Annotated in this window: 20 protein-coding genes; 16 read left to right on the forward strand and 4 right to left on the reverse strand. The window is 72.2% G+C overall.

Features of this window, described 5'->3' with window-relative positions:
• Positions 1-188: 188 nt before the first annotated feature.
• Positions 189-1538: an FAD-dependent oxidoreductase gene (locus ACQPZZ_RS11450; protein ID WP_432931436.1), complete on the reverse strand. Its 1350-nt coding sequence runs from the start codon at positions 1536-1538 to the stop codon at positions 189-191.
• Positions 1539-1755: 217 nt separating this feature from the next.
• On the opposite strand from ACQPZZ_RS11450, the gene ACQPZZ_RS11455 reads away from it, so the two are divergent.
• Both ACQPZZ_RS11455 and ACQPZZ_RS11460 read left to right on the forward strand, forming a co-directional pair.
• Positions 1756-2286 (forward strand): hypothetical protein, encoded by a 531-nt coding sequence (locus ACQPZZ_RS11455; RefSeq protein WP_432931439.1) that lies wholly within the window; start codon positions 1756-1758, stop codon positions 2284-2286.
• A 197-nt stretch (positions 2287-2483) separates the two neighbouring features.
• The gene (locus ACQPZZ_RS11460) at positions 2484-4226 is read left to right on the forward strand and encodes a proline--tRNA ligase (protein ID WP_432931441.1); all 1743 of its coding nucleotides are present in this window, start codon (positions 2484-2486) and stop codon (positions 4224-4226) included.
• 93 nt (positions 4227-4319) lie between these two features.
• Here the strand turns inward: ACQPZZ_RS11460 and ACQPZZ_RS11465 are convergent, their stop codons facing one another.
• Entirely contained in the window at positions 4320-4907 is a 588-nt protein-coding gene (locus ACQPZZ_RS11465; protein ID WP_363646337.1) for a ferritin-like domain-containing protein, read from the reverse strand.
• Positions 4900-5409: a hypothetical protein gene (locus ACQPZZ_RS11470; protein ID WP_432931443.1), complete on the reverse strand. Its 510-nt coding sequence runs from the start codon at positions 5407-5409 to the stop codon at positions 4900-4902. The genes ACQPZZ_RS11465 and ACQPZZ_RS11470 overlap by 8 nt, the downstream gene beginning before the upstream one ends.
• Positions 5410-5593: 184 nt before the next feature.
• Between ACQPZZ_RS11470 and rimP the strand changes: the two genes are divergently transcribed.
• From rimP to ACQPZZ_RS11530, 12 genes are all read left to right on the forward strand, one after another.
• Complete coding sequence (rimP, locus tag ACQPZZ_RS11475; protein WP_363646339.1) at positions 5594-6121, forward strand: ribosome maturation factor RimP; 528 nt, start codon at positions 5594-5596, stop codon at positions 6119-6121.
• Positions 6122-6143: 22 nt separating this feature from the next.
• A complete protein-coding gene (gene nusA / locus ACQPZZ_RS11480) occupies positions 6144-7133 on the forward strand; it encodes a transcription termination factor NusA (RefSeq protein ID WP_363646340.1) in 990 nt (329 codons plus the stop codon).
• On the forward strand, positions 7117-7419 hold the full coding sequence (locus ACQPZZ_RS11485) for a YlxR family protein (protein ID WP_432931445.1): 303 nt from the start codon (positions 7117-7119) through the stop codon (positions 7417-7419). The genes nusA and ACQPZZ_RS11485 overlap by 17 nt, the downstream gene beginning before the upstream one ends.
• A gap of 187 nt (positions 7420-7606) precedes the next feature.
• Positions 7607-10714, forward strand: coding sequence for a translation initiation factor IF-2 (gene infB, locus ACQPZZ_RS11490; RefSeq protein WP_363646342.1), 3108 nt, complete (start codon positions 7607-7609; stop codon positions 10712-10714).
• Positions 10715-10782: 68 nt separating this feature from the next.
• Positions 10783-11082, forward strand: a complete 300-nt coding sequence (locus ACQPZZ_RS11495; protein WP_363646343.1) for a DUF503 domain-containing protein — start codon at positions 10783-10785, stop codon at positions 11080-11082.
• A 48-nt stretch (positions 11083-11130) separates the two neighbouring features.
• A complete protein-coding gene (rbfA, locus tag ACQPZZ_RS11500; RefSeq protein ID WP_363646344.1) occupies positions 11131-11619 on the forward strand; it encodes a 30S ribosome-binding factor RbfA in 489 nt (162 codons plus the stop codon).
• Positions 11616-12629 carry a DHH family phosphoesterase gene (locus ACQPZZ_RS11505; protein WP_432931447.1) on the forward strand — a complete coding sequence of 338 codons (1014 nt, stop codon included), beginning with the start codon at positions 11616-11618 and terminating at the stop codon, positions 12627-12629. Before rbfA ends, ACQPZZ_RS11505 begins: the two co-directional genes overlap by 4 nt.
• A gap of 19 nt (positions 12630-12648) precedes the next feature.
• On the forward strand, positions 12649-13563 hold the full coding sequence (truB, locus tag ACQPZZ_RS11510; RefSeq protein WP_432931449.1) for a tRNA pseudouridine(55) synthase TruB: 915 nt from the start codon (positions 12649-12651) through the stop codon (positions 13561-13563).
• A 140-nt stretch (positions 13564-13703) separates the two neighbouring features.
• Positions 13704-14648 (forward strand): bifunctional riboflavin kinase/FAD synthetase, encoded by a 945-nt coding sequence (locus ACQPZZ_RS11515; RefSeq protein ID WP_432934347.1) that lies wholly within the window; start codon positions 13704-13706, stop codon positions 14646-14648.
• Between the two features lie 176 nt (positions 14649-14824).
• On the forward strand, positions 14825-15094 hold the full coding sequence (rpsO, locus tag ACQPZZ_RS11520) for a 30S ribosomal protein S15 (RefSeq protein ID WP_193203690.1): 270 nt from the start codon (positions 14825-14827) through the stop codon (positions 15092-15094).
• Positions 15095-15394: 300 nt separating this feature from the next.
• Entirely contained in the window at positions 15395-17725 is a 2331-nt protein-coding gene (locus ACQPZZ_RS11525) for a polyribonucleotide nucleotidyltransferase (protein WP_432931452.1), read from the forward strand.
• Positions 17722-19032, forward strand: coding sequence for a M16 family metallopeptidase (locus tag ACQPZZ_RS11530; RefSeq protein WP_363646348.1), 1311 nt, complete (start codon positions 17722-17724; stop codon positions 19030-19032). Before ACQPZZ_RS11525 ends, ACQPZZ_RS11530 begins: the two co-directional genes overlap by 4 nt.
• 63 nt (positions 19033-19095) lie before the next feature.
• Here the strand turns inward: ACQPZZ_RS11530 and ACQPZZ_RS11535 are convergent, their stop codons facing one another.
• Positions 19096-19533 carry an N-acetyltransferase family protein gene (locus tag ACQPZZ_RS11535; RefSeq protein WP_432931454.1) on the reverse strand — a complete coding sequence of 146 codons (438 nt, stop codon included), beginning with the start codon at positions 19531-19533 and terminating at the stop codon, positions 19096-19098.
• A gap of 118 nt (positions 19534-19651) precedes the next feature.
• Between ACQPZZ_RS11535 and dapB the strand changes: the two genes are divergently transcribed.
• On the forward strand, positions 19652-20389 hold the full coding sequence (dapB, locus tag ACQPZZ_RS11540; protein ID WP_432931456.1) for a 4-hydroxy-tetrahydrodipicolinate reductase: 738 nt from the start codon (positions 19652-19654) through the stop codon (positions 20387-20389).
• 55 nt (positions 20390-20444) lie between these two features.
• Positions 20445-23339, forward strand: coding sequence for an ATP-binding protein (locus ACQPZZ_RS11545; RefSeq protein WP_432931458.1), 2895 nt, complete (start codon positions 20445-20447; stop codon positions 23337-23339).
• Positions 23340-23350 lie beyond the last annotated feature (11 nt).

Raw genomic sequence — 23350 nt, forward strand, 5'->3', positions numbered from 1 at the left:
TGTCGGGGGCCGTAGAGCCCGGGGACGTAGCCGCGGGCGCGGTGACTCCATGTCAGGAGATGATGGCGGTGCGCGACAACCCCGTCGGCGAGGCGCTCATCCGGCAGTCGCAGCTTCCCGAGCTCGTGCCCGGCCGCGACGGCGCGCGCTACCATCGGCCGGCGCACTGGTCCTGACCGGGACGCCCGTCAGGAAGCGCCCCCCGGCCGGGCGACACGGCCGCACGCGCCCAGCATCGCGTCCCTGCCCACCAGCTTCACCCGCTCGCCTCTGCTGAGGCTGCCCGCCAGCGCGGTCTCCGCGGCCTCGATCGCGAGCCAGTCCTCGTACGTCACCGGGCTCAGCCCGCGCGCGGCGAGCAGATCGTCCAGCCGGGCGGTCGCCGTCCCCGGCACCGCCTCGGCGAGCAGCGTGCGCGCGGTCTCCGCGGCGTCGGACTTGTTGGTCCCGATCACGCCCGTCGGCCCCCGCTTGAGCCAGCCCGCGACGTACTGCCGGTCCGCCGCCCTGCCGGCGACGTTCGGCACCGTCATCGACCTCGGATCGAACGGCACCCCGGGCAGCGCCACGCTCTGGTAGCCCACCGAGCGCATCACCATGTCCGCCGGGATCGTCTCGAAATCGCCCGTCCCGACGACCCGCCCGTCCTCCAGCCGGGTCCGCTCAAGGCGTACGCCCTCCACCCGGGACACGCCGAGGATCTCCGCCGGGCGCAGCCAGAAGCGCACCTCCAGGCGGCGGGGCCGGTCGGCCGGCTTGCGCTCCGACCACGAGCGCAGCACGTCCACGTTGCCCCGCACCTGCCGCGACAGGGTGGTCAGATCGGAGACCGCGACCTCGTCGGGGAAGGTGAGGACGTCGGCGTTCAGCAGCTCGCCGAGCTCGCGCAGCTCCTTCAGGGTGAACTTCGCGTGCTCGGGGCCGCGCCGGCCGACCATGTGGATCCGCTTCACCTTGGAGGCGGCGAGCCGGTCGAGCACCTCCTCGGGCACATCGGTGCCGCGCAGTTCGTCGGCCGTCTTGGACATGATCCGGACCACGTCCACGGCGACGTTGCCGACGCCGATGACGACGACCTCCTCGGCGTCGAGGGAGAAGGCGTCCGGCGGGACGTCGGGATGGCCGCAGTACCAGTTGACGAAGTCGGTCGCCGCCACGCTGCCCGGCAGGTCCTCGCCCGGGACGCCGAGATGCCTGTCGACCATCGCGCCGGTGCAGTAGACGACGGCGTCGTAACACGACAGCAGATCGTCCACAGAGAGGTCCGCGCCCAGCTCGACGCCGCCCAGGAAGCGGACTCCGGGGGTCTCCAGCACCCGTCGCAGGTAACCGGCGATCGACTTGATCGATGTGTGGTCGGGCGCCACGCCGTACCGGACGAGCCCGTACGGCGTCGGCAGGCGTTCGAGGACGTCCACCTCGACGGGGTCGTGCGACTGCTTGACCAGCGCCTCGGCCGTGTAGATACCGGCCGGGCCCGAACCGACGATCGCGACGCGCAGTGTCACCATGGCCTCCAGGCAGCGGAGCGTCCGCATCGTGTCCGCGGACACTCCCTACCAGTGATTCTTTATCACCGCCGGTGGCCCTGCCAGGGGAACGCCGTGCCGTGGACCGGATTGTCATCCGGGTTGTGATGTTTCGCGGGGTTGCGGCGACCCGGCGGCCACGATCAGAGTGATGCCCGTGGGCTCTGGGGCTAAAAGACGGGGAAACCCGCGGACGAGAAGGCCGGGCGGTGGCACCCTCCCTGACATGAGGGGACTCCGCGGGGGGCGGGACGAGTCCGGGGCCTCACCGGCCACGGCGTACGGCCCGCAGAACGGTCAAGACGGCGGCGGCGCGCCGCCGCCGCACGGCTCCGGGCCGGACGGGCTCAGGTACGAGGCGCTGGGGCGGGTCATGGCCGCCCTGTCGGGCGAGGCCGAGACGCTGGAGGCGTGCCGCGACCTCACGTGGTGGCGGGGCACCGACCGCTCCTGGCACATCGAGTGGCGCGACGGCCCGTACGCCGCCGAGGTGGCGGCGCTGCTCCTGGAGCGGATCGGCGAGCCGGGGCCGGACGCCGCGCCGGCGGCGCCCGCGGGCCCGGCGACCGCGTCGACGGCGATGCTGAACGTGATGGGCGTCACCTTCGTGCTGCGGGCCATCGACCCGGTCGGCATGGACCGGCTGCGGACGAGGGCCGGCCTGTGGCGGATGGCCGCGGCGCTCGACGGCCCGGCCGGCCCCGTCGGCACGGGCGGGCGGTCCCGCCGGCACTGGGAGGAACTGCTCGGCGGCTGACCTCCGGCCGTCCCGCGCGGCGCGTACGTGACGGCGTCGCTTGCGGGGAGGCGACGGGTGTCCCGAGTCGATAGCCTTGGAAGCACATCGTCTTCGTCTCGTCTCTCAGATCGTCTCCCAGAGTCCGCGAGGAGATCCTCATCGCGGGACTTCGGGGAGACACTGCGGACGAGGCCTCTCACGAGCAAGGAGTAGCCGTGCTGCTGCGTATGTCGACCCTGTTCCTGCGCACCCTGCGTGAGGATCCGGCGGACGCGGAAGTGCCGAGCCACAAGCTGCTCGTCCGCGCCGGCTACATCCGCCGGGTCGCGCCCGGCATCTACTCCTGGCTGCCGCTCGGCAAGATCGTGCTGGAGAACGTCGCGCGGGTCGTGCGCGAGGAGATGAACCGGATGGGGGCGCAGGAGGTGCTGTTCCCCGCGCTGCTGCCCCGGGACTTCTACGAGCCCACCGGCCGCTGGACCGAGTACGGCGACACGCTGTTCCGGCTGAAGGACCGCAAGGGCGCCGACTACCTCCTCGGGCCGACCCACGAGGAGATGTTCACCGACATGGTGAAGGGGGAGTACTCCTCCTACAAGGACTATCCCGTCACGCTGTACCAGATCCAGACGAAGTACCGCGACGAGGCCCGGCCCCGGGCCGGCATCCTGCGGGGCCGCGAGTTCGTCATGAAGGACTCCTACTCCTTCGACCTCGACGACGACGGCCTGAAGCGGTCCTACGAGATGCACCGCGAGGCGTACATCCGGATCTTCGATCGTCTCGGCATCGACTACAAGATCTGCTTCGCGATGTCGGGTGCGATGGGCGGGTCGGCCTCCGAGGAGTTCCTCGCCCCCTGCCCGACCGGTGAGGACACGTTCGTGGCCTGCCACAACTGCGGCTACGCGGCGAACGCCGAGGCCGTCGTCACGCCCGCGCCGCCCGCCGTCACCGCCGAGCAGCCGCCCATGAGGGTGCTCGACACGCCCGACACCCCGACGATCGAGTCGCTGGTGACGTACGTCAACGAGCACCACGGCCTCGGCATCACCGCCGCCGACACGCTGAAGAACCTCGTCGTCAAGGTGCGCACGCCCGGGTCCGACGAGGTCAAGACCGTGATCGTCGGCGTGCCCGGCGACCGCGAGGTCGACTTCAAGCGGCTGGAGGCGGCGCTCGCGCCCGGCGTGCCGGAGATCTTCGAGGCCGAGGACTTCGCCCGCCACCCCGGCCTGGTGCGCGGCTACATCGGCCCGCAGGTGCTCAGGGACCTGGGCATCACCTACCTGGTCGACCCGCGTGTGGTGGACGGCTCGGCCTGGGTGACGGGCGCCAATGAGCCGGGCAAGCACGCCGCGTACGTGGTCGCGGGCCGCGACTTCCAGCCCGACGGCACGATCGAGGCCGCCGAGGTGCGGGCGGGCGACTCCTGCCCCCGCTGCGCGCACCCGCTGTCCATCGACCGGGGCATCGAGATCGGCCACATCTTCCAGCTCGGCCGCAAGTACGCCGACGCCGCCCAGCTCGACGCGCTCGGGCCCGACGGCAAGCCCATCCGCATCACCATGGGCTCGTACGGCGTCGGCGTGTCCCGGGCGGTGGCCGTGCTCGCCGAGCAGCGCCACGACGAGCTGGGCCTGGTGTGGCCCAGGGAGGTGGCGCCGGCCGACGTGCACGTCGTCGGCACCGGCAAGGAGAACCAGATCGAGGTCGCCGGCACGCTCGCCGAGGCCCTGGAGGGGCGAGGGCTTCGGGTTCTCGTGGACGACCGTCCGGGGGTGTCGCCCGGCGTCAAGTTCAAGGACTCCGAGCTGCTGGGCATGCCCACCGTCCTGATCGTCGGCCGGGGCCTGGCCAACGGCGTGGTCGAGCTGCGCGACCGGGTCGCCGGGACCAAGGAGGAGATCCCGCTGGACGAGGCCGTCGAGCGCGTCCTCGCCGCCTGCCGCGCCTGATCACCGGACACCCTGCGCCGCCGTCCCCAAGGGGGGCGGCGGCGCCGCCTTTCGCGGGAGCCGCTCATGGCCGTGGGGCGTGGCCCGCGCCGCCTACTGGCCGTCCGGCGCGGACGGCTCCGGCTGGGCCTCCTGCCCGGGCGCCTCTGCGGACCCCGCAGGTCCTGAGGAGGCCGCCGACGGGGACCCGGCCCCCGGATCGGGGACGGCGACGTCGAAGTCGGCACCGCTCGCGTCCATGCCGGGGAACGCCGCGATCCGCGGCTGCCAGCCGTACGCCCGGGTCGCGCACTCCTGCGCGGCCAGCGCGGCGATCCGCCGCAGCGCCGGGTCACGGTCGGCCGCGAGCTCCAGGTAGGCGGTGGTGACCCGCTGCTCCACGAGCACGGCCAGGCGCACCGCGTCGGCGGTTTCGCGCACCTCGAAGGGCAGGCGATAGGTGGGGCCGGGCTCGGCGGGCCTGCCGCCCCGCTCGGCGATGAGCGCGCGAAGCTGGTCGCGCCGTGCGCGGTGCGCGTCGAACCCCGCCGTGGCGCGCCTCAGCAGCGCGCCGCTCGTCCTCCCGCCGATCACTCCGTACGCGTACACGGCGGCGTGCTCGGCGGACAGGGCCCGGCCGAGCGCGTCGACGACCGGAGCGCGGGCGGGCTCGGTCGCGTTCTCGGTCGCGCTTTCAGCCACGCACCCTCCCCAGGGCGACGACGTGAACGGCCTCGCAGGCGCCGATGCTCGCCAGAAGCTGGGAGAGCGCGGGGGAGGCGGCCGCCATCTGCCCCGGTCGCGCCGACGCCGCGCGCCGCTCGGCGTCCCTGAGCGCCCCGACCGAGACCGCGGCCGGCCCTTCCGACGGTGACGCGCCGGACGCCGGCGCCGACGGCGAGACCGGAGGCGCGGGGCTGGAGGAGGCCGGCCCCTGGCCGCTTCCAGGCAGGAGCGCGCGCAGAGCCTGGAGATGGGCCGTGTGGCGCTGCCGGAACGGCTCCAGGTCGGCGGCCCGGTCCGGCAGGGCGGCTACGGCCCGCCCGTACAGCGACACCAGCTGCTCCTTGTTCGCGATCAGCGAGGTGAGCAGCACGGTCTGGGGATCCGGCGCGGCCGGTGCGGCCGGTTTCCGCGGGCTCGAGGAACAGCCCGCCGCCAGACCGGCCGCGGCGGCGGAGCCCAGCAACGCACGTCTCGTCACTCGTGCCCCGCCGCTGTGTCTCACGACACAGCATCGTACGGCGCGGCGCCCACTGGTCATCGCCCGTGACCATGATGATCGTGTACGTGTCGGATCGCCGCTCGGGTGTGGCGCTGTTTCCACCTCCCGGTGTCGATAGGCTGTTGGCACATCGGGCTAGTTACACGGTCATTGGGAGGTCTGCATGGGCAGCGACGCTCGACGCGGCCGCCTGGTTGAGCTGCTCGGCCCGGTGGTCGCCGCCGAGGGCTTCGACCTGGAGGACGTGACGGTCACGCCGGCGGGCCGCCGGCGGCTGGTGCGCGTCGTGGTGGATCGGGACGGCGGCGTGAGCCTGGACGACGTGGCCGACGTGAGCCAGTCCGTCTCCAAGCGGCTGGACGAGGCTGACGTCCTCGGCGGCAGCCCGTACGTCCTCGAGGTCACCTCTCCCGGAGTCGACAGGCCGCTCACGGAGCCGCGCCACTGGCGCCGGGCGCGTGGCCGGCTGGTGAAGGCGGAGCTGGGCGACGGCACCTCCGTGGAGGGCCGGGTGACCGAGGCCGACGAGACCGGCGTGGAGCTGGACGGCGCGCGCCGCATCGCCTACGGCGAGCTGGTGCGCGGCCGGGTGCAGGTCGAGTTCAACCGGCGCGACGCCGGGCTCGACGACGAACTTGATGAGGACCTCGATGTCGACGAAGACATCGACGACGCCGACGACGAGGGCTAGGGGGAGCCTTGTGGACATTGACATGAGCGTCCTGCGCAGCCTGGAGCGGGAGAAGGACATCTCCTTCGACCTGGTCGTCAAGGCGATCGAGGACGCGTTGCTGATCGCGTACTTCCGCACGGAGGGCGCGGCGCAGAAGGCGCGTGCCGAGCTGGACCGCGACACGGGCCACGTGATCATCTGGGCCGCCGAGCTGGACGAGAACGGCGACGTCGTGCGTGAGTACGACGACACCCCGTCCAACTTCAGCCGGATCGCCGCCACCACGGCCAAGCAGGTGATCCTCCAGCAGCTTCGCGACGCCGAGGACGAGATCAACTTCGGCGAGTTCGCGAGCCGCGAGGGCGAGCTGGTCGCGGGCGTCATCCAGCAGGGCAAGGACCCGCGGGTGGTGCTGGTCGACCTCGGCAAGATCGAGGCGATCCTGCCGCACAACGAGCAGGTCCCGGGTGAGGAGTACGCGCACGGCGAGCGCATCCGCTGCTACGTCGTGCAGGTGAAGAAGGGCCCGAAGGGGCCGTCGGTGACCCTCTCGCGCACGCACCCCAACCTCGTGAAGAAGCTCTTCGCGCTGGAGGTGCCGGAGATCGCCGACGGCACGGTGGAGATCGCGGCCATCGCCCGCGAGGCCGGCCACCGCACCAAGATCGCGGTGAGGTCGCGCAAGCCCGGGGTCAATGCCAAGGGCGCCTGCATCGGCCCGATGGGCTCGCGCGTGCGAAACGTCATGACGGAGCTGCACGGCGAGAAGATCGACATCATCGACTGGTCGGAGGACCCGGCGGAGTTCGTCGGGAATGCCCTGTCGCCCGCGCGCGTTTCCCGTGTCGAGGTGGTCGACGCCGACAACCGCACCGCGCGGGTGATCGTGCCCGACTACCAGTTGTCCCTGGCGATCGGCAAGGAGGGGCAGAACGCCCGCCTCGCCAACCGTCTGACGGGCTGGCGGATCGACATCCGTCCGGACACTGAGCAGGCACCTGCTGATCCCGCTGATGCGTCGGCGAGGTAAGCTGGAATATGGTTACCAGGCAGCCCCGCTGAGAACGTGCGTGGGCTGCCGGGTTCGCACGGTAAAGTCCGAGTTGCTCCGCCTGGTCGTGGTCGAGGGAGTAATCGTCCCCGACATGCGAGGACGGCTCCCGGGACGCGGTGCCTCACTGCATCCGTCCCCGCGCTGTCTGGAGCTCGCCGAGCGTCGCCGGGCGTTCCCACGCGCGTTCCGCGCGGAGGGACCGCTTGACACGTCGCTCTTGCAAGCTCACTTGGAGGGGTTGACTCCGGAGCGGTCCGGGTGAATGGTTACCGCTGGCCCCCGGTATCGGCTCCGGGAGCCAGGGCACGACGAAATTGTCATGTAGGACGCCGAGTTGATGGGCGGAGTCAGATTGCTATGAGCGCCTGATGAGCACGCGGCGATGAGTACGTTCAGGTAGCGACGGTCCGGCGGCACTGCAAGCCTCCCGGGCCGAGTTAGGGAGTGCAGTGGCGAAGGTCCGCGTATACGAGCTCGCCAAGGAGTTCGGGGTTGAGAGCAAGGTCGTCATGGCCAAGCTCACCGAAATGGGCGAGTTCGTGAGGTCGGCGTCCTCGACGATAGAGGCGCCGGTCGTCCGCAAACTGACCGAGGCGTTCAAGGGTGACGCCTCCAAGGGCGGGGGCAAGCCCGCCCGTCCGGCGCAGCCGAAGCCTGCGCCGAGGCCGGCAGAGAGCCAGGCCAACGGGGGCGCCCCGCAGGCGCCCGTTTCCCAGTCCACCGGCGCGGTGGCCAAGCCGGGCCCGAAGCCCGGTCCGCGGCCCGCTCCGCGTCCGGTTCCGATGCCTCACCCGCCGGTGTCCCAGCCGGACGCGGCGCGCCCCGAGGCCGCCCGTCCGCAGACGCCTCGTCCGGAGACCCCGCGTCCGGAGACCTCGCGTCCCGCGGCCGCCGGTCCGAGGCCGAGTGTCCCCGGCGCCGGTGCGCCGAAGCCCGGCCCCAGGCCGGCTCCGGCCCCGCGCCCTGGTGGCGCACCCGCAGGTCCCGGTGCACCCACCGGCGGCGCTCCGCGCCCCGGCGGGCCCAAGCCGGGCCCGCGCGGCCCGCGTCCGGGCAACAACCCGTTCTCCTCGAACGCCAGCGGCATGGGCCAGCGCCCCGCGCGGCCCGGCGGCCGCGACGGCGGTCGTCCCGACCGCGGGGATCGTCCCGAGCGTGGCGACGGCGCCCCTCGCGAGCCGCGTCGTGACGGCGCACGCGACGGGGGCATGCCGCGTCCGCCGGGTGCGCGTTCCGGCGCTCCGGGCGCCGGTGGCCCGCGTCCCGGACCCGCGGGTCCGCGTCCCGGGCCGGGCATGGGCGGTCCGCGTCCGGGTCCCGGCGCGGGTGGTCCGCGTCCCGGTGGTCCGCGTCCGAACCCGATGATGATGCCGCAGGGCCGTCCGGCCGCGCCGGGCGGAGGTCCCGGCGGCGGTGGCCGTCCCGGTGGCGGCGGCGGTCGTCCCGGTGGTCCCGGCGGCGGTGGCCGTCCGGGTGGCGGCGGCGGTCGTCCCGGTGGGGGCTTCGGCGGTCCGCGTCCCGGCGCCACGGGTGCCGGTCGCCCCGGTGGTCCCGGTGGCGGTCCTGGCGGTGGCGGCGGCGGTTTCGCCGGCCGTCCGGGTGGCGGCGGTGGCCGTGGCCGCGGTGGCGGCACGGCGGGCGCGTTCGGGCGTCCGGGTGGCCGTCCGACCCGTGGCCGCAAGTCCAAGCGCCAGAGGCGCCAGGAGTTCGACAACATGCAGGCCCCGGCGATCGGCGGCGTGCAGGTTCCGCGTGGCGGCGGTCAGAGCATCCGCCTCCCGCGGGGCGCGTCCCTGTCGGACTTCGCCGACCGGATCGGCGCCAACCCCGCCTCGCTCGTGCAGATCATGCTGCACCTCGGCGAGATGGTGACGGCGACCCAGTCGGTCAACGAGGAGACGCTGCAGCTTCTCGGCGCCGAGCTGGACTACAACGTCCAGGTCGTCAGCCCGGAGGAGGAGGACCGCGAGCTTCTCGAGTCCTTCAAGATCGAGTTCGGCGAGGACGAGGGCGACGAGGGCGACCTCGCGCCGCGTCCGCCGGTGGTGACCGTCATGGGTCACGTCGACCACGGTAAGACGAAGCTGCTCGACGCGATCCGCCACACCAACGTGGTGGCCCGCGAGGCCGGCGGCATCACCCAGCACATCGGCGCCTACCAGGTGGCGACGACGCACGAGGGCGAGCACCGGAAGATCACCTTTATCGACACCCCCGGTCACGAGGCGTTCACCGCCATGCGTGCCCGTGGTGCGCAGGCCACCGACATCGCGGTGCTGGTGGTCGCGGCCGACGACGGTGTGAAGCCGCAGACCATCGAGGCGCTGAACCACGCCCAGGCGGCGAACGTCCCGGTCGTGGTGGCCGTCAACAAGATCGACAAGGAGGGCGCGGACCCCACCAAGGTGCGGGCCCAGCTCACCGAGTACGGCCTGGTGGCCGAGGAGTTCGGCGGCTCCACCCTGTTCGTGGACATCTCCGCCAAGCAGGGCGTCGGCATCGACAACCTGCTCGAGGCCATCCTGCTGACCGCGGACGCCGAGCTCGATCTGCGGGCCAACCCGGAGATGGACGCCCAGGGCCTCGCGATCGAGGCGCACCTCGACAAGGGCCGCGGCCCGGTGGCGACCGTGCTCGTGCAGCGCGGCACGCTGCGGGTGGGCGACTCGATCGTCTGTGGTGAGGCGTTCGGCCGCGTCCGCGCCATGCTGGACGACAACGGCGAGACGGTCGACGAGGCCGACCCGTCGCGTCCGGTCCTGGTCCTCGGTCTGACGGCCGTCCCGCGCGCCGGTGACAACTTCATCGTCGTCACCGACGACCGTATGGCCCGCCAGATCGCCCAGCAGCGGGCGGCCAGGCAGCGGATCGCCGACATGGCCAAGTCCGGCCGCCGCCGCACCCTCGAGGAGCTGTTCAAGGACCTCGAGAAGGGCCAGGTCGACGAGCTCAAGCTCATCATCAAGGGTGACGTCTCCGGTTCCGTCGAGGCCCTGGAGGACGCGCTGCTCAAGATCGACGTCGGCGAGGAGGTGCGCCTGCGGGTGCTCCACCGCGCGGTCGGCGCCATCACCGAGCACGACGTCAACCTGGCGATGGGCGACGACAACGCCGTCATCATCGGCTTCAACGTGCGTCCCGAGGTGCGGGCGCGCGACTTGGCCGAGCGCGAAGGCGTGGACATCCGGTACTACTCGGTCATCTACCAGGCGATCGAGGAGATCGAGGCGGCCCTCAAGGGCATGCTCAAGCCGGAGTTCGAGGAGGTCAGGACCGGCACCGCCGAGATCCGCGAGGTCTTCAAGGTCCCGAAGATCGGCAACGTCGCCGGCTCGATCGTCCGCTCGGGCGTGATCACCCGCAACAGCAAGGCCCGGCTCATCCGCGACGGCGTCGTGGTGGCCGACAACCTCACCGTCTCGTCGCTGCGCCGCTTCAAGGACGACGCGACCGAGGTCCGCGAGGGCTTCGAGTGCGGTATCGGTGTCGGCTACAGCGACATCAAGATCGAGGACGTCATCGAGACGTTCGAGATGCAGGAGAAGCCGCGCGTCTGACGCACCGGACCGCCGCCCCCGCCACACGCGGGGGCGGCGGCGGTCGTCCGTGACGTGGTGACAACCCCATGTTCATCGGTGCTCTTACTCTTGACATCCTGCTCGGCGACGTCCGTTCGCTGAAGCAGAAGCGCTCGGTGGTCCGGCCGCTCGTCGCCGAGATCCAGCGTAAGTATCCCGCCGTCGCCGTCGCCGAGGCGGGCCACCTCGACCTGCACCGGCGCGCCGAGATCGGCATCGCCGTCGTGTCGGCGTCCGCGGCCAACTGCGACGAGGTGCTGGACGCCTGCGAACGCCTCGTCGCCTACCACCCCGAGATCGAGCTGCTGTCCGCGCGGCGGCGGCTCTTCAACGACCACGAGGAATAGACGCCGGGGGCCCGCGCGTCAGCCGTACAGATACGAGGGAGCGTGAGCATGGACGCAGCGCGTGCCAGAAAGCTGGCCGATCGCATCCAGCAGGTGGTCGCGGAGATGCTGGAGCGGCGGATCAAGGATCCGCGGCTGGGGTTCGTGACGGTGACCGACGCCAGGGTCACCGCGGACCTCAGCGACGCGACCGTCTACTACACGGTTTTCGGCTCCGAGGCGGAGCGCGCCGACACGGCCGCCGCGCTGGAGAGCGCGAAGGGCATCATCCGGTCCGAGGTCGGCCGGCAGACCGGCCTGCGGCACACCCCCGGCCTCACGTTCGTGCACGACCCGCTCCCGGACAGCGCCCGTCACATGAACGACCTGCTCGCACTGGCCAGGGCGAAGGACGCGGAGATCGCCCGGCAGGCGGAGGGCGCGCAGTTCGCCGGGGACGCCGACCCCTACCGCTTGCCCGAGGACCTCGACGCCGAGGCGGCCGAGGAGGAGGGCGAGGACGAGCCCACCGGCCGGGCGGGACGCCCCACCCGGTGACCGCGAACGAAAGCGCCGTCGGCGAGGCGGACTGGCGGCGCGCGATCGATTTGATCCGCGCCGCCGGCACGCTCGCGCTCGCCTGTCACGTGTCCCCCGACGGGGACGCCCTCGGCTCGATGCTGGGCCTCGGGCTGGCGCTGGCGCGCACCGGGAGGAAGGTCGTCGCGTCCTTCGGCGACCGTGTCTTCGCCGTGCCGCGGCTGCTGCGGTTCCTGCCGGGGCAGCACCTGCTGGTCGAGCCGTCGGCCTACCCCGCCGAGCCCGACCTGATGATCAGCTTCGACGCGTCCACGATGGAACGGCTGGGCCTGCTCGCGCCGCACGCGGGCAAGGCCGGCGAACTCGTCGTGATCGACCACCACGTGTCGAACACCCGCTTCGGGACGGTCCACCTGGTGGACCCCTCGGCCGCCTCGACCACGATGGTCGTCGAAGAGCTCATCCGCGGGCTCGGCCTCCCGATCGACCGGGATGTCGCCACCTGCCTGTACGCGGGGCTGGTGACCGACACCGGCTCCTTCAGGCACTCCATCACCACTCCGGCCGCCCACGCCATGGCCGGTCGGTTGCTGGCCACGGGACTGCGCCCCGAGGAGATCGCCAGGGAGCTGTGGGACCGCTCGCCCTTCGCGTACCTGCGGGTGCTCGGCACGGCGCTCGGCCGGGCCACTCTGGAGCCGGACGCCGCGGGCGGGCTGGGCCTGGTGTGGACCTACGTGAGCCGCGCCGACCGCGCCGCGGAGGGCCTGCCGTACGACGAGGTGGAAGGCATGATCGACGTGGTGCGCCGGGTCGACGAGGCGGAGATCGCGGTCGTGCTCAAAGAGGACGACGAGGGCGGCTGGAACGTCTCGACCCGGTCGAAGGGCGCGGTGGACGTGGCACGTGCCTGCGCCGCGCTCGGGGGTGGCGGCCACACGCGCGCCGGCGGGTTCTCCTCGGCGCTGTCCGTGACGGACACCATGGCCGCCCTGCGCCCTCTCCTCACCCCGACCCCGCCCCCGTGATCCCGCATTGGAATTCGTCATGAGCACGGCTCAGCCGAGAAGAACGCAGGCCAGAAGGACGCCGCCGCCGAGCGGTCTGATCATCGTGGACAAGCCGGCCGACTGGACGTCGCACGACGTCGTCGGCAAGATGCGCGGCATCGCGGGCACCCGCAAGGTCGGCCACGCCGGCACACTCGATCCGATGGCGACCGGTGTGCTGGTTATAGGGGTGGAGAAGGCGACCCGCCTCCTCGGGCACCTCGCGCTGACCGAGAAGGTCTACGAGGCGACGATCCGCCTCGGCATGACGACGAACACCGACGACGCCGAGGGCGAGACGGTCGCCACCACGCCCGCCGGGCACGTGACCGACGAGCAGGTGCGCGAGGGCGTCGCGGCGCTGACCGGCGAGATCATGCAGGTGCCGCCGCAGGTGAGCGCCATCAAGGTCGACGGGCAGCGGGCCTACAAACGGGCCCGTGCCGGCGAGGAGGTCGCACTGGCCGCCCGGCCGGTCACGATCCACGCCTTCGTGATCGGGGAGATCAGGCGAACCCCGGACACGGTGGACCTGGACGCCGTGATCACGTGCTCGAGCGGCACCTACATCCGGGCCCTCGCCCGCGACCTCGGCGCCTCGCTCGGCGTCGGCGGCCACCTCACCCGGCTGCGGCGCACCCGGGTCGGGCCGTACGGCATCGAGGCCGCCCGTACGATCGAGGACCTCGCGCGGGAGTGTGTGATCATGCCGATGGCCGACGCGGTGGCGGCGGCCTTCCCCCGCAGGGACGTGGGCGAGGACGAGGCGCGGCTGGTCGCGCACGGCGGCAGGCTGCGTGGGGCGGGCCTCGGGCCCGGTCCGATCGGCGTCTTCGGGCCGGACGGCGCGCTGCTCGCGCTCGCCGAGGAGCGCGGCGGGACCGCCCGGCCTCTGGTGGTCTTCGTCTCCTGACGCCGGGGCTGGTTCCCCGGCACCCTGGTTCCCCGGCACCCCCTGGGGCATGGCAGTCTTGTCTACTGCGCGCCGACGGACCGCAGGCGCCCGAGCCGCTGAGGCAAGGCGTGGCAATTGGACACAGAAGCGAGGTCGAGGTGCAGAGCTGGCACGGGCTGGACGAGGTCCCGCAGGACTGGGGCAGGTCCGTCGTCACGATCGGCGTGTTCGACGGGGTGCATCTCGGTCACCAGCGCATGGTGGCCCGCGCGGTGGACATGGCCCGCGATCTAAGGCTGCCCGCCGTGGCGGTCACCTTCGACCCGCACCCCGACGAGGTCGTACGGCCCGGCAGCCACCCGCCGCGGCTGACCACCACCGACCGCCGGGCCGAGTTGCTCTTCGCGCTGGGCGTGGACGCGGTGTGCGTGCTGCCGTTCACGCTGGAGTTCTCCCGGATGTCGCCGGACGAGTTCGTCCAGACGGCTCTGGTCGACCGGCTGCACGCCGCGGGGGTCGTGGTGGGGGAGAACTTCCGCTTCGGCCACAAGGCGTCGGGCGACGTGGAGACGCTGCGGACGCTGGGGGAGAAGTACGACTACACGGCCGAGGCCGTTCCCCTGGTCAGCGACGGCGACGCCATCTCCTCCACGCTGATCCGGGAGCGGCTGGCCGTGGGCGACGTCGCGGGCGCCGCAGCCCTGCTGGGCCGCCCCCACCGGGTGGAGGGCGTGGTGGTCCGCGGCCACCAGCGCGGCCGGGCGCTCGGCTTCCCCACCGCCAACGTGGAGTCGCCGCAGCACACCGCGATTCCCGCCGAGGGCGTCTACGCGGGTTGGCTGCAGTGCACCCAGAGCCCCTCGCCGTACGAGGGGGAGCGCTGGCCGGCCGCGATCTCGATCGGGACCAACCCCACGTTCGACGGGGTGGAGCGCACGGTCGAGGCGTACGCGCTGGACCGCGACGATCTGGACCTGTACGGCGCGCACGTGGCCGTGGACTTCGGCGAGCGGCTGCGCGACACGCTCAGGTTCGACTCGATCGAGGCGCTGATCGAGCAGATGCACGACGACGTGGCCCGGGCCCGCGAGCTCACTTCCTGAATCTTCTGTGTGGCGCGTCGTGACAGGGTGTGTCCGCCGAGCTGGTAGGGTTGTATGTCAGCCATGTTCAGGTGGCGCGAGCCACCCGGCTGTCCTGTCACGGCGACTGTAGGCACGCACGGTCGTTCGCGGGCTTGGAATCGTTGCGCGTGCCACTTCATCAGAACGGAGAAGCAGTGTCGCTTGACGCCGCTACCACCAAGGCCATCATCGGCGAGTACGGCACCACCGAGGGGGACACCGGGTCGCCGGAGGTCCAGATCGCGCTTCTGAGCAAGCGGATCAGCGACCTCACCGAGCACCTGAAGACGCACAAGCACGACCACCACAGCCGTCGTGGTCTGCTCCTTCTGGTGGGCCGCCGCCGCCGGCTGCTGAAGTACCTGCAGGCCAAGGACATCACCCGCTACCGCTCCCTCATTGAGCGGCTTGGCCTTCGCCGATAAGGTGAGAAAGGAGCGGCGATTCTTCGCCGCTCCTTTTCCATAACCGGCCACAATGAGAACCGGGCCGCAATCGGCCCGAGCACGACAACTGAACAGCCGAGACCAACTGCCCCGCGTCCGCAAGCAAGCCGCAGCGCGATCCCGCGGCGTGAGAGGGCCGGTCCTCGGTAGTGGCCCCCGGTCGCCACGGCGACAGCCGTACGGACGGACCGGGCGCTTCGATCGAAGACCGGCACTGCACCTGAACGGGGAGCCCGGCAACCCAGGACGTGGGAGACCGATCCGAAGAGGAGGTCCCCCGTGGAGGGTGTCCACAGCACAGAGGCCGTTATCGACAACGGTCCATTCGGCACGCGCACGATCAGGTTCGAGACCGGGCGGCTCGCCCGGCAGGCGGCGGGTAGCGCCGTCGCGTACCTGGACGACGAGACGATGATCCTGTCCGCGACCACCGCGTCCAAGCATCCCAAGGAGAACCTGGACTTCTTCCCGCTCACGGTCGACGTCGAGGAGCGGATGTACGCGGCCGGCCGCATCCCCGGCTCGTTCTTCCGCCGGGAGGGCAGGCCGTCCGAGGACGCGATCCTCACCTGCCGCCTCATCGACAGGCCGCTGCGCCCGTCGTTCGTGAAGGGCCTGCGCAACGAGATCCAGATCGTCGCGACGGTCATGGCCCTGCACCCCGAGCACCTGTACGACGTGATCGCGATCAACGCCGCGAGCATGTCCACGCAGCTCGCCGGGCTGCCGTTCTCGGGCCCGATCGGCGGCGTGCGCGTCGCGCTGATCGACGGCCAGTGGGTGGCGTTCCCGGCCCACACCGAGCTGGAGCGCGCCACCTTCGACATGGTCGTCGCCGGGCGCGTCCTGGCCGACGGCGACGTCGCGATCATGATGGTGGAGGCCGAGTCGACCCGCGACACGCTGAAGCTGGTCGCCGAGGGCGCGGTCGCCCCGACCGAGGAGGTCGTGGCCCAGGGCCTGGAGGCCGCCAAGCCGTTCATCAAGGTGCTCTGCGAGGCGCAGTCGAAGCTGGCCCAGGTCGCCGCCAAGCCGACGGCCGAGTATCCGATCTTCCTCGACTACCAGGACGACGCCCTGGAGGCCGTGACCGCCGCCGTCAAGAGCGAGCTCGCCTCGGCGCTGACGATCGCCGGCAAGCAGGAGCGCGAGCTGGAGATCGAGCGCGTCAAGCTGCTGGCGGCGGAGAAGCTGCTGCCCGACTTCGAGGGCCGCGAGAAGGAGATCGGCGCCGCGTTCCGGTCGCTGACCAAGAAGCTGATGCGTGAGCGCGTCATCAGCGAGGGCGTCCGCATCGACGGCCGCGGGCCCAAGGACATCCGGCAGCTCAACGCCGAGGTCCACGTCGTGCCGCGGGTGCACGGCTCGGCCCTGTTCGAGCGGGGCGAGACCCAGATCCTCGGCGTCACGACGCTGAACATGCTGCGCATGGAGCAGATGATCGACACGCTCAATCCCGAGCGGACCAAGCGCTACATGCACAACTACAACTTCCCGCCGTACTCCACGGGTGAGACGGGCCGCGTCGGCTCGCCGAAGCGCCGCGAGATCGGCCACGGCGCGCTGGCCGAGCGGGCGCTGATCCCCGTGCTGCCGACGCGCGAGGAGTTCCCGTACGCCATCCGGCAGGTGTCGGAGGCGCTCGGGTCGAACGGTTCGACCTCCATGGGGTCGGTCTGCGCCTCCACGATGGCGCTGCTCGACGCGGGTGTGCCGCTGAAGGAGATGGTCGCCGGCATCGCGATGGGCCTCATCGGCGAGGGTGAGACCTACGTCACGCTGACCGACATCCTCGGCGCCGAGGACGCCATGGGCGACATGGACTTCAAGGTCGCCGGCACCAAGGACCTGATCACCGCCCTCCAGCTCGACACCAAGCTGGACGGCATCCCGGCCCACGTGCTCGCCGCCGCGCTGAAGCAGGCGAGGGGCGCCCGGCTGGCGATCCTCGACGTGATGCAGGAGGCCATCGACGCCCCGGCGGAGATGAACCCGACCGCGCCGCGCATCATCACGATCAAGGTCCCGGTCGACAAGATCGGCGAGGTCATCGGCCCCAAGGGCAAGATGATCAACCAGATCCAGGACGACACGGGCGCCGAGATCACCATCGAGGACGACGGCACGATCTACATCGGCGCCACCGACGGCCCGTCCGCCGAGGCCGCCCGCACGCTGATCAACGGCATCGCGAACCCGCACATGCCGGAGGTCGGCGAGCGTTACCTGGGCACGGTCGTCAAGATCGCCGCCTTCGGCGCGTTCGTCTCGCTGCTGCCGGGCAAGGACGGTCTGCTGCACGTCTCGCAGATCCGCAAGCTGCACGGCGGCCGCAGGATCGAGAACGTCGAGGACGTCATGAACGTCGGCGAGAAGATCCAGGTGGAGATCGCGGAGATCGACTCGCGCGGCAAGCTCTCGCTGGTCCCGGTCGAGGTGGTCGAGAAGGAGGCCGCCGAGAAGGCCGGTGAGAACGGCGCCGCGGACGACGGCGCCCCGGCCGCCGAGGCCCCCGAGGCCGCCGCCGCGCCGGCCGAGGAGGAGCAGCCGCGAGCTCCGCGCCGCAGCCGCAGCCGCACCCGTGGCGGCCGGGACGAGCGCAACTCGTGACGACCGAGACACTGTTTCCGGGCAAGGACGGCGCGGGGGTCATCCGCCGCACCGTCCTTCCCGGCGGCCTTCGGGTCGTGACCGAGACGATGCCGACCGTGCGCAGCGTGGCGGTCGGCCTGTGGGTGGGCATCGGGTCGCGTGACGAGGCCCCCGAGCACATGGGGGCCACCCACTTCCTCGAGCACCTGCTCTTCAAGGGCACGCCCACGCGTGACGCCATGGAGATCTCGGCGTCCATCGAGGGCATCGGCGGGGAGATCAACGCGTTCACCGCCAAGGAGTACACCTGCTACTACGCCCGGGTGCTCGACGAGGACCTGCCTGTGGCGATCGACGTGCTCGCCGACGTGGTGACCTCCTCGCTGATCACCGAGGAGGACGTGGAGTCGGAGCGCGGCGTGATCCTGGAGGAGATCGCCATGCACGACGACGATCCCTCCGACGTGGTGCACGAGCAGTTCTCCGCCGAGCTGTACGGCGACACGCCCATCGGCCGCCCGATCCTCGGCAACGAGGAGTCGATCAACGCGCTCACCCGTGACCGCATCCACGAGTACTACCAGCGGTTCTACGTCCCGCCCCGCACGGTCGTGTCGGTGGCGGGCAACGTCGACCACGAGCGGGTGGTCGCGCTGGTCGCGGCGGCCTACGAACGGGCGGGTGCGCTGGGCGGCTCCGCCGCGCCGGCGTCCCCGCGCATCGGCGGCCCCGGTGTGGACGTGCGGACGGGTGTCCGGGTGCTCGACCGGCCCACCGAGCAGGCCAACCTGGTGCTCGGCATGACCGCCGTCCACCGCAACGACGACCGGCGCTTCGCCCTCGGCGTCCTGAACGCGGCGCTCGGCGGCGGCATGTCGTCGCGCCTGTTCCAGGAGATCAGGGAGAAACGCGGTCTGGCCTACAGCGCCTACAGCTACACCTCGCAGTACGCCGACACCGGGCAGTTCGGCATCTACGTGGGCTGCCTGCCCTCGAAGGTGGACGACGTGCTGAAGATCTGCCGTGACGAGGTGGCCAGGGTCCTGGCGGAGGGCATCACCGACGAGGAGATCGCCCGCGGCAAGGGCCAGATGCGGGGCGGGCTCGTGCTCGGCCTGGAGGACACCGGCTCGCGCATGTCGAGGATCGGCAAGAGCGAGCTCGTGTACGAACGGCTCATGACGGTCGACGAGGTGCTCGGGCGGATCGAGGCGGTCACCCCCGAGGAGATCGCGGCGGTCGCCGGGGACATCCTCAACCGGCCGCTGACGCTCGCCGTGATCGGGCCCTATTCCGACAAGGACTTCGGCTTCGCCATCGCCTGAGCGTGCCGTCGGAGGCCGCGCCGGTGCCTTTCCGCACCGGCGCGGCCTCCGACGTCGCCCGGCTCAAGACTTGCTCAGGGTGATGAACGGGCCGCCGCCCTCGGGCGGGTGGTAGCGGTCCACCTCGGTGAAGCCGTGGGACTCGGCGAAGCGCAGCCCGTCGGTGTTGGACGCCAGCACCACGGTCTCGACCACGCTCGCGCCCAGTGCGCGGGCGTGAGCCGCCGACCGCGCGTACATCTCCTCGCCGTAGCCCCGCCGCCGATGGGCGGGGAGCACGCGCACGATCACGGTCGCGACGGGCGAGCCGTCCCTGGGCGGGCGTACGGTCGAGCATCCGATCAGCTCGCCGTCGGCGTAGGCCACCTCGAGATGGTTGCGCCCGGCGCGCTCACGTACCTCGTCGAGGGTCAGCGGGTCGTCGGGGATGATCACGTTGTGGGCGTGCCGCCAGTCCTGGAGAGTGGCGTCGGTCACCGGCTCGATCCGCAGGGGGGACATGGGAGGACAATTTATCAACGGCTGTCGCCGGGGCGGGGCCTCCCGCCGTACGGGGACTCGGCCGCGTCGGACCGCTCCTCGCCGTCCCGCCTCCCTCCGTCACGTATAGCCTTGGCCCGTGATTAAGGTCGGTGTTCTCGGCGCCAGAGGGCGCGTGGGTGTGGAAGTGTGCAAGGCCGTCGCGGCGGCCGATGACCTGGAGCTCGTGGCGGAGGTCGACAAGGACGACCCGCTCGACGCGCTGACCGCTGCCGAAGTGGTGGTGGATTTCACCCACCCCGGCGTCGTCATGGGCAACCTCGAGTGGTGCATCTCCCGCGGCATCCACACGGTCGTGGGCACGACCGGCTTCGACGCCGAGCGGCTGGAGACCGTGCGGGGCTGGCTGGCCGCCAACCCCGGAACCAACGCGCTCATCGCCCCCAACTTCGGCATCGCGGCCGTGCTGATGATGCACTTCGCCGCGCAGGCGGCCAAGCACTTCGAGTCGGTCGAGATCGTCGAGCTGCACCACCCGCACAAGGCCGACGCTCCCTCGGGCACCGCCCGCCGTACGGCGGAACTGGTGGCGCAGGCGCGGCACGAGGCCGGGCTCGGCCCGTCGCCCGACGCGACCACCACCGCGCTCGACGGCGCCAGGGGCGCGACGGTCGGCGACGTCCACGTGCACGCCGTACGGCTGGCCGGGCTGATCGCCCACCAGGAGGTCATCCTCGGCGGCGAGGGGGAGACCCTCACGATCCGGCACGACACGATGAGCCGGGCGTCGTTCACGCCGGGCGTCCTGCTGGGCGTACGCCGGGTGCAGGGGCTCGACGGCCTCACCGTGGGCCTGGAGCGCCTTCTCGACCTGTAGCGGTACGTCCCTGCGATGATCTCCGTGATCGGGCCCGCGGTGGATAATCGCGGGCATGCGGTTCGGAATCCTCGGTGAGACCCGGGCGTGGCGCGACGACGGGACCGAGGTCCCGCTGGGCGGACCGGCGCGGCGCGCGCTGCTGGCGCTGTTGCTGATCCGCCCCGGTCAGGTCGTGCCGTCCGACCGGCTGGCCGGGGACATCGATCCGGACGGCCTGCTGTCGGCCCACGCGCTGCAATCCCAGGTGTCCCGGCTGCGCGCCGCGCTGGGGGCGGCGGCCGCGATCGAACGGACCGGCGCCGGATACCGGATCGTGGCCGCGGACGACGACGTCGACGCCCGCCGGTTCGAGCGGCTGGCCGGGCAGGGCCGGGAGGCGCTGCGCGACGGCGAGGCGGAACGGGCCGTGGCGCTGCTGCGCGAGGCGCTGGACCTGTGGCGAGGACCCGCGCTGGCCGAGCTCACCGAGAGCGGGACGGCCCGGGCCGCCGCGATGCGGCTGGAGGAGCTGCGGCTGGCGGCGTTGGAAGACCGGATCGAGGGCGAGCTGCGGCTCGGTGGGCATCGCGCCGCCGTCGCGGAGTTGCGTGAGCTCGTGGGCTGTCACCCGCTCAGGGAACGGCCGGCCGGGTTGCTGATGCGCGCGTTGTCCGCCGAGGGCGGGCAGGCCGAGGCGCTGGTCGTGTTCGAGGAGACCAGGCGGCGCCTGGCGGAGGAGCTGGGCGCCGATCCTTCGGCCGAGCTGGTCGCGCTGCACCACGAGTTGCTGAGCGCCGATCCCTCGCCGTCGCCGGCCGCGCCGCCCGCCCCGCTGACCTCTTTCGTCGGCCGCGACGAGGAGGTGGATGAGGTCGTCGGCCTGCTGCGGGTGGCCCGGCTGGTCACGCTGCTGGGCCCTGGCGGCGTCGGCAAGACGCGGTTGTCGGCCGAGGTCGCCGCAGCGGAGGCCGGCGAGGTGTGCTTCGTGGAGCTGGCGGCGCTGGGCGACGGCGCCGGGCTGCCACGGGCGGTGCTCGGCGCGCTCGGCCTGCGCGAGCGCGGACTGCAGGTGGGGGACGGCCCGCGGACGCCGGTCGACCGCCTGATCGCGGCGTTGTCGGACCGGGTGCTCCTGCTCGTGCTGGACAACTGCGAGCACGTGGTCGAGGACGCGGCCGCGCTGGCGGCGCGGCTGCTGGCGACCTGTCCGCGGCTGCGGGTGCTGACCACGAGCCGTGAACCGCTGGGCGTCATCGGCGAACACCTGCACCAGGTGCGTCCACTCGGCGGGGACGCGGCGGTGCGGCTGTTCACCGACCGGGCCCGCGCCGTGCGGCGCGGTTTCGCCGCGGATCCCCGGCGCGTACGGCGGATCTGCGCGGCCCTGGACGACCTGCCGCTGGCCATCGAACTCGCCGCGGCGCGGCTGCGCACGCTGGACCTCGGCGAGCTCGAGGGACGGCTCAACGACCGGCTCGGGGTCGCGGCCCGCGGCAGCCGCCCGGCCGACAGCCGGCACCGCACGCTGCGCTCGGTGGTCGCGTGGAGCTGGGACCTGCTCTCCGAACCCGAGCAGCGAGCCGCACGGCGGTTCACCGTCTTCGCCGCGAGTGCGACGGCGGAGTCGGCACGGCGGGTGTGCGGCACGGACGCCGAGACGTTGGATTCGCTCGTCGACAAGTCGCTCCTGGAGGTCTCCCGGGGCCGTTACCGGATGCTGGAGACGATCCGCGCCTACGGCGCGGAGCGGCTCGACGAAGCGGGCGAAAGCGACTCGGCGCGGCACGCCCACGCCCGGCACGTCCTGGAGCTGGTGCGCACGGCCGATCCGCATCTGCGGCGATCCGGGCAACTGGAATGGCTGCCGATCGTCGCGGCCGAGCACGAGAACCTGCTCTCGGCGGTGCGCTGGGCGGTCGACGCTCCGGACGTCGCGACGGCCCTGGAACTGCTCGCCTCGGCCGCGGCGTACCTGTGGATCCGCGGCGTGTCCGCCGCGGCCGCGCCGTACGCGATCAGGCTGCTCGGCGCGCTCGGTGACACGCCTCCGGACGGCCTCGGAGAGGAGTACGCGACGTGCGTGCTGCTCGCCGCGTCCGACCGCGAGACCTGGCGACGCCACCGGCCGGCGGCGGAGAAGGCGCTGGCCGCCGCCTGGCCCGGCGATCGGGCGGGACGCTGTCCGGCGGTTCTGTTGCTGTGGATGATGCGCAACGCCGGCGGCGGCAACGCCGCGCGGGCCGCGTTCACCTTCCTGTCGGCTCAGCACGACTGCCCCGAGCCGTGGGCGCGAGCCGTCGCCCGATACGTGTCGGGCTTCGGCGCCCTGGGGGACAGGGACGTCGCACAGGCGGAGCGGGACTTCGGCGCGGCCGCCGAAGAGTTCCGCGTCCTCGGCGACCGATGGGGCACCGCGCTGGCTCTCGACATGCTCGCCGGGCTGGCGGGCGGGCGCGGCGACCACGCGCGGGCGATCGCGCTGACCGACGAGGCCCTCACCCTGACCGGCCTGCTCGGCGCCCGGGAGGACGCCGCCGATCTGCTGATCAACCGGGGCGACTACCTTGTCGCCGCCGACGACGTGGAGGCGGCCCGCGCCGACTACGCGAAAGCCGCCGATCTTGCCCGCCGCGCCGGCAGCACCACCTGCCTGGGGGCCGCCCTGCGCGGGCTCGGCGACATCGCCCTGGGGGAGGGCGACCTGGACGAGGCGGAACGGTTGTACGCCGAGGCCGTGGAACGAATCGCCCCCCACTGGATCAGAAGCCTCGGCCACCGGGTGCGTACGCTCGCCGGGCTGGGCCGCGTCGCGGAAGCGCGCGGCGATCACGCCACGGCCCGGGCACGTTACCGGGAGGCCGCCGAGGCCGCGGCGGTGGGCGGAATCCCGGTCCCGGACACGCTGCGCCTGCTGGGACTTTCCGGTGCCCTTTCCGTTGCCCTCACGGAGGCGGTGAGCCGGCGGTGAGCCTCCGGTGA

Source organism: Microbispora sp. CA-135349 (assembly GCF_050947365.1).
Taxonomy (GTDB): Bacteria; Actinomycetota; Actinomycetes; order Streptosporangiales; family Streptosporangiaceae; genus Microbispora.

Excerpts from the sequence above, each read along its gene's own strand:
- ACQPZZ_RS11450 (WP_432931436.1), bottom strand. The coding sequence starts at position 1,538 with ATGCGGACGCTCCGCTGCCTGGAGGCCATGGTGACACTGCGCGTCGCG.
- ACQPZZ_RS11455 (WP_432931439.1), top strand. The coding sequence starts at position 1,756 with ATGAGGGGACTCCGCGGGGGGCGGGACGAGTCCGGGGCCTCACCGGCC.
- rimP (WP_363646339.1), top strand. The coding sequence starts at position 5,594 with ATGGGCAGCGACGCTCGACGCGGCCGCCTGGTTGAGCTGCTCGGCCCG.
- nusA (WP_363646340.1), top strand. The coding sequence starts at position 6,144 with ATGAGCGTCCTGCGCAGCCTGGAGCGGGAGAAGGACATCTCCTTCGAC.
- ACQPZZ_RS11485 (WP_432931445.1), top strand. The coding sequence starts at position 7,117 with ATGCGTCGGCGAGGTAAGCTGGAATATGGTTACCAGGCAGCCCCGCTG.
- ACQPZZ_RS11495 (WP_363646343.1), top strand. The coding sequence starts at position 10,783 with ATGTTCATCGGTGCTCTTACTCTTGACATCCTGCTCGGCGACGTCCGT.
- rbfA (WP_363646344.1), top strand. The coding sequence starts at position 11,131 with ATGGACGCAGCGCGTGCCAGAAAGCTGGCCGATCGCATCCAGCAGGTG.
- truB (WP_432931449.1), top strand. The coding sequence starts at position 12,649 with ATGAGCACGGCTCAGCCGAGAAGAACGCAGGCCAGAAGGACGCCGCCG.
- ACQPZZ_RS11535 (WP_432931454.1), bottom strand. The coding sequence starts at position 19,533 with ATGTCCCCCCTGCGGATCGAGCCGGTGACCGACGCCACTCTCCAGGAC.
- ACQPZZ_RS11545 (WP_432931458.1), top strand. The coding sequence starts at position 20,445 with ATGCGGTTCGGAATCCTCGGTGAGACCCGGGCGTGGCGCGACGACGGG.